Here is a 5679-nt window from a genome sequence, read left to right on the forward strand (position 1 = left end):
TGAACGGGCCGAGGTTCATCGTCGTTGTCCTTTGTGGAGGCTTACCGTGCCTGACACCACCCAAGACGAGCGCCTGGCCGTGGCTAGTTGCCGTCTCGGCATGGCGCTGGAACGCGCGGTGATCCACCGCCTCACCAAACTGGACCCGCTCTACAACTTCCTGCTCACCTTCGGTCTGACGCTGATCCTTCAGGACCTGGTGAAACTGCGCTACGGCGTGCAGTCCAGCCCGTACGAGACGCCGTCGCTGTTGAGCGGGTCGGTCGACTTCGGGCTGTTCGACTTCCCGACGTACCGGGTGTTCATCCTCGGCTTCGCGGTGCTGCTCTGCGTCGCGGTGTGGTGGGTGCTGACCCGGACCCGGATCGGCATGGTGGTCCGTGCGGCCACCGAGCGGCCGGACCTGACCCGTGCGTTCGGCATCGACGTCGGACGGTGGGTGACTCCGGTCTTCGGCTTCGGCATCGGGCTGGCCGGCCTCGCCGGTGTGCTGGCCGCGCCGATGCGCGCGGTCAACCCGCTGATGGGCGCAGACCTGATCATCGTGGTGTTCGCGGTGGTGGTGATCGGCGGGCTGGGGTCGATCTTCGGGTCGGTCGCCGCAGGCTTCGGCATCGGACTCGTGCAGGCGTGGGGTGAGGCGTACCTCTCCAATTTCCCGCTCGTCTCGCAGACGATCGTCTTCGTCGTGATGGCCGGCGTGCTGCTCTGGCGCCCGGCCGGCCTGTTCGGTCGGGAGGAGGCCCCCGCATGACCAACACCGTGGACACTCCTACCGACGCGTCCCGTTCGACGCCACCGTCCGGGCTGATCGCCGTGGCCCGGGCCCCCGGCTGGGTCCGGTACGCGCTGCTCGCCGTCGGCCTGGCCGTCGCGGCGTGGCTGCCCAACGGCCTCTACCCGGCGGTCGCTGTGGACATCCTCTGCTGGGCGCTCTTCGCCGTGGCGGTGGACCTGCTGCTCGGCTTCACCGGGCTGATGTCCTTCGGCCACGCCGCGTTCTGGGGCACCTCCGCGTACGTCACCGGGCTGGTGGCCATCCACGCCGGCCTGCCGTTTCCCCTCGCGGTGCTGGCCGGGGCCCTCGCCGCGGCCGTGCTGGCGGTGCCGATCGGGTACCTGGCGGTCAAGCGGACCGGCATCTACTTCGCCATGGTGACCCTGGCCTTCGCGCAGATGGTCTACTACGTCGCCAACGAGTGGCGCTCGGTGACGCAGGGCGAGAACGGCCTCCAGGGGGTGCCCCGCGAGCTGTTCGGCGTCGACCTCACCGACGACTACTTCTTCTACTACGCGATCCTGCCGATCGTGCTGCTCGGGCTCGCCGCCGCCTGGCGGATCGTGCACTCACCGTTCGGTCGGGTGCTGGTCGGCATCCGGGACAACCCGGCGCGGGCGCGGGCGCTGGGCTACCCGGTGCACCGGTACAAGCTCACCGCGTTCGTGCTCTCCGGGTTCATCGCCGGCCTCGGCGGCGGGTTGTTCGCGGTCGGCCACCGGTTCGTCTCGCTGGACGTGCTGCACTGGACCACCTCCGGCAAGGCGGTCATCGTGGTGGTGCTCGGCGGGATCGGCACCCTCTGGGGTGGGGTGCTCGGCGCCGCCCTCGTGGTCCGGCTGGAGGACTGGTTGTCGTTCTCCGGGTTCGAGGCGATCGGCCTGGTCACCGGCGGCATCTTCGTCCTGGTCGTGGTGCTGTTCCGGCGCGGCATCTGGGGCAGCGTCGCCGCGCTGGCCCACCGGCTGGCGGCCCGCCGCCGCTGAAATTCCGCGACGGCGCATCCACCAGGTGCCCGCCGAGCGAACCCCCGGGTAGAGAACGTCTACCCGGGGGTACGTCTGGTGCTGACCGATCCGATGCCGGCGGAGGCCGTGGAGATCGCGCACAAGCAGGTGTCGCTGGCGGCCGAGGACCTGGACGCCAACGCCGTCGCGACGCTGGTGCTGGAGTTGGCCGAGGCCTGGGGCGTGCCGGCGCTCTGGGAGCAGGTCTGTCGTCCGTTGCTGGCCCGGCTGTCGGGGCGTACCGCCGTCGAGGTCGTCGTCGAGCACGCCCTCTGCGAGGGTGTCCGGGTTGGGTTGGACGCGTACCGCCGGGAGCCGGGCCGGTCACTGCGCACCGGCGGGGTGCTGCTGGCCGGTGCCGAGAAGGAGGCGCACAGCCTGGGTCTGCTGGCGCTCGCCGCCGCGTTGCGCGAGCAGGGTCGCGGCTGTCTGAACCTTGGCCCCGCGCTGCCCTGGTCCGCGCTCACCAGTGCGGTGTACCGGGCCCGTCCGCGCACCGTCGTGCTCTGGTCGCAGACGCCGCTGACCGGCCGCGCGTACCGCCTGGTGCGCTTCGCCCGGGACTTTCCGCGCCTTCGGGTGTACGGCGCGGGGCCGGGTTGGATCGAGCCGCTCAGCGGTCCGGCCGTGCGTCTCGGCACGTTGACGGAGGCCGTCGACGCCTGCCTGTCGGTCGCGGCCGGGCGTGATGCCCACCACATACGATACGGATCGGTGCCGTATCGTTAATGCGCGTCGTAGGCTGATCCGCGTTACGAGTCTGACCCGTATCGTATTGCGTCTCGGGTGACAAGCGTGGGGGGAAAGCCAGGCATGGAGCTGCACAACAACACCGGACACCCGAGGCGGTGGGCGATCCTGGGGGTGCTGGTGATCAGCCTCCTCGTGGTCGTCCTCGACAACACGATCCTCAACGTCGCTCTGCGCACCCTGGCCGACCCGGTGCACGGTCTCGGCGCCAGCCAGGGCGAGCTGGAGTGGTCCATCAACTCCTACACGCTCGTCTTCGCCGGGCTGCTGTTCACCTTCGGGGTGCTCGGCGACCGCGCCGGCCGCAAGCGCTTCCTGATGATCGGTCTGGTGCTGTTCGGCCTGGCGTCGCTGCTCTCCGCGTACGCCCAGAGCCCCGGACAGCTCATCGCGGCCCGCGCCCTGATGGGGGTCGGCGGCGCGGCCATCATGCCGGTGACACTGTCGATCATCTCCAACGTCTTCGACCCGCGCGAGCGTGGTCGGGCCATCGGTGTCTGGGCCGGCGCGGTCGGTCTCGCCGTGGCGATCGGCCCGATCCTCGGCGGCGCGCTGCTGGAGCACTTCTGGTGGGGCTCGGTCTTCCTGATCAACGTGCCGGTGGTCGCCGCCGGCGTGGTCCTGGTGGCGCTGCTGGTCCCCGAGTCGCGTGACCCGCGGCCCGGCCGGATCGACGTACTCGGCGTGCTGCTCTCCGTGGTCGGCCTGGTCGCCCTCTCCTACGGCATCATCGACGGCGGCGAGCACGGCTTCGACCGCCCGGTGGCCTGGGGCTCGATCCTGGTGGGCATCGCGGTGCTGGCCTGGTTCGTGCAGCACGAGCGGCGCAGCGACCACCCGTCGCTGGACGTCCGACTGTTCAAGGTGCCCCGGTTCGCCGCGCCGGTCGCCATCGTCGGCCTGGTCTTCTTCGCCGCGATGGGCTCGATGTTCTTCGGCTCGTTCTACCTGCAACTCGTACGCGACTACAGCCCGTTGCAGACCGGCCTGCTCTTCCTTCCCTTCGCCGGCGCCCAGCTGGTCTTCGCGCCGCGCAGCGCCGCGATGGTCCGCCGCTACGGCGGTAAGGCCGTCGCCGCCGTCGGGTTGGCGTTGACGGTGGTGTCCCTCGCTGCCTTCGTCTTCATCGGCGCCTCCACCCCGATCTGGATCGTGCTGCTGGTCTTCCTCATCCAGGGCGCCGGGATGGCCAACATCATGCCGCCGGCCACCGAGTCGATCATGTCGGCGCTGCCCCGGGAGAAGGCCGGAGTGGGCTCCGCGGTCAGCAACACCATCCGCCAGGTGGCCGGCGCGCTCGGCGTTGCCGTCCTCGGCTCGGTGCTCTCAGCGGTCTACCGCAGCGACATCGGTGACGCCCTGACCGGTCTGCCCACCCAGGCCCAGGACGCGGCCAACGAGTCGATCTCCGGGGCGTACGCGGCGGCGGGCCAGCTCGGCCCGGCGGCGCCGGGGCTGATCTCGGCGGCCAACGACGCCTTCGTCACCGCCATGCACTGGGCGGCCGGGCTGTCCGCGGTGATCGCCGCACTCGGGATGATCGTGGTGCTGCGCTGGATGCCGGGCAAGGAGGACGCGAGCGTCGCCCCGGCGGCGCCGGTCGCCGAGCCCGAGTTGGCCGGCACGGCATAGGTCCGGGAAGAATGACGGAAATGACGTCCACTGCTGATGCTCCGCGGTCGCCCGGTCGACCGCGGAGCATCCGCGCCGACGAGGCCATCATCGAGGCCACCCTCGACCTGCTCGCCGAGGGCAGCACCATCGAGGCGCTCTCGATCGAGGCGATCGCCGCCCGCGCCGGAGTCGGCAAGGCCACCATCTACCGCCGCTGGGCCGGCAAGGACGCGTTGCTGCTGGACGCGTTGCGCCGCCTCAAGGGCGTCATGGCCCAGCCGGCGGGCCACTCCGTCCGCGACGACCTGGTGCTGCTGGTCGGCGCGATCGGCAAGAACGTCGACCCGCGAGCAGCCAAGATCATGCCCTGCCTGGCACCCGCGGTGAACCGCAGCGCCGACCAGTTCCAGCTCTACCAGAACATCATCTCGCCCCGACGGCAGCTGATGCGCGAGGTGCTGCGGCGCGGCATCGACGAGGGGGTGCTGCGCGCCGACATCGACGTCGAGGTGACGATGGCGCTGCTCACCGGGCCGATGCTGATCCAGCGGGTGCTCCAGTGGAACCCGGACCTGGACGAGCAGACCCTGCCCGAACGGGTCGTCGACGCCGTGCTGGAGGGCATCCGGGCCCGCTGACGCCGGGTGCTCGGTCGGCGGCGTTCCTGCCGCCGGCCGGCGTTGGTCAGCCGGCTGGTGTGCGCAGTCGGTGCAGGCGCAGCGCGAGCTGCACCTCCAGCGCCCGCTCGGGCCGCTGCCAGTCGACGCCGAGCAACTGCCCGACCCGCTCCAACCGCTGGGTCACCGTGTTGACGTGCACGTGCAGTTGCTCGGCGGCCCGGGCCAGGCTGCCGCCCACACCGAAGTACGCCTCCAGCGTCTTCACCAGAGCCGTGCCGCGTCGGGCGTCGTAGTCGAGCACCGGCCCGACGGTGGCGGTGAGAAACTCGGTCACGTCCTTCTCGCCCCGGTCCCCGACCGTGCCCAGCAACAACCCGACGAAGCCCAACTCCACGGTGCTCGCGCCCTGCCCGGCGCGGCCCAGCGCGCCCAGCGCCGTCAGGCACCGGTCCGCCTCCTGGAACGTCCCGGCCAGCGCCGACGGCGTGTTCGACGGGCCACTCGCCCCGGCGGTCACCGGTCGGCCGGTCACCCGGGACAGGTCCCGGGCCACCGCGCGGGCGCTGCCGCCCGCGTCCAACCCCGGCAGCATCAGCACCACCCGACCGTCGCGCGCCGCGGCCAACCCGCCGCGCGCCGACGCGTACGTGGTGGCCCAGGAGAGCACCCGCTGCCGAGCCGAGCCGGTCGCGGCGATCGCGTCGTCGCCCACCGCCACCAGCACGTGCGGCGCGTCCAGGTCCACCCCGAGCCGACGGGCCCGACTGCGAAGCGCGTCGGTGTCGCGCAGCGGGCGGGCGATCAGGTCGTCCAGCAACTCCCGCCGGGCGCGGGCACCGGGGTGACCCGGCCGCCGGAGAGCAGCAGCGGTGGCGGGTGCCCGGCCAGTCGGACGGTGGCCCGGTTGGCG

General features: G+C 71.6%; 4 protein-coding genes and 2 pseudogenes. 5 read left to right on the top strand and 1 reads right to left on the bottom strand.

Annotated elements, in window-relative coordinates:
* Positions 1 to 94 precede the first annotated feature (94 nt).
* From ABZ749_RS27855 to ABZ749_RS27875, 5 genes and pseudogenes are all read left to right on the top strand, one after another.
* Positions 95 to 754, top strand: a pseudogene (locus ABZ749_RS27855) (branched-chain amino acid ABC transporter permease); the annotation flags it as partial.
* Positions 751 to 1764 (top strand): branched-chain amino acid ABC transporter permease, encoded by a 1014-nt coding sequence (locus tag ABZ749_RS27860; RefSeq protein ID WP_112583339.1) that lies wholly within the window; start codon positions 751 to 753, stop codon positions 1762 to 1764. The pseudogene ABZ749_RS27855 and the gene ABZ749_RS27860, both read left to right, overlap by 4 nt.
* A 78-nt stretch (positions 1765 to 1842) precedes the next feature.
* Positions 1843 to 2514, top strand: a complete 672-nt coding sequence (locus tag ABZ749_RS27865; RefSeq protein WP_357233017.1) for a transcriptional regulator — start codon at positions 1843 to 1845, stop codon at positions 2512 to 2514.
* An 84-nt stretch (positions 2515 to 2598) separates the two neighbouring features.
* Positions 2599 to 4167, top strand: coding sequence for an MFS transporter (locus tag ABZ749_RS27870; RefSeq protein ID WP_357233021.1), 1569 nt, complete (start codon positions 2599 to 2601; stop codon positions 4165 to 4167).
* Positions 4168 to 4178: 11 nt separating this feature from the next.
* The gene (locus ABZ749_RS27875; protein ID WP_357233019.1) at positions 4179 to 4787 is read left to right on the top strand and encodes a TetR/AcrR family transcriptional regulator; all 609 of its coding nucleotides are present in this window, start codon (positions 4179 to 4181) and stop codon (positions 4785 to 4787) included.
* A 46-nt stretch (positions 4788 to 4833) separates the two neighbouring features.
* Here the strand turns inward: ABZ749_RS27875 and ABZ749_RS27880 are convergent.
* Positions 4834 to 5601, bottom strand: a pseudogene (locus ABZ749_RS27880) (helix-turn-helix domain-containing protein); the annotation flags it as partial.
* Positions 5602 to 5679 lie beyond the last annotated feature (78 nt).

This window comes from Micromonospora sp. NPDC047753 (assembly GCF_040642735.1).
GTDB lineage: Bacteria > Actinomycetota > Actinomycetes > Mycobacteriales > Micromonosporaceae > Micromonospora.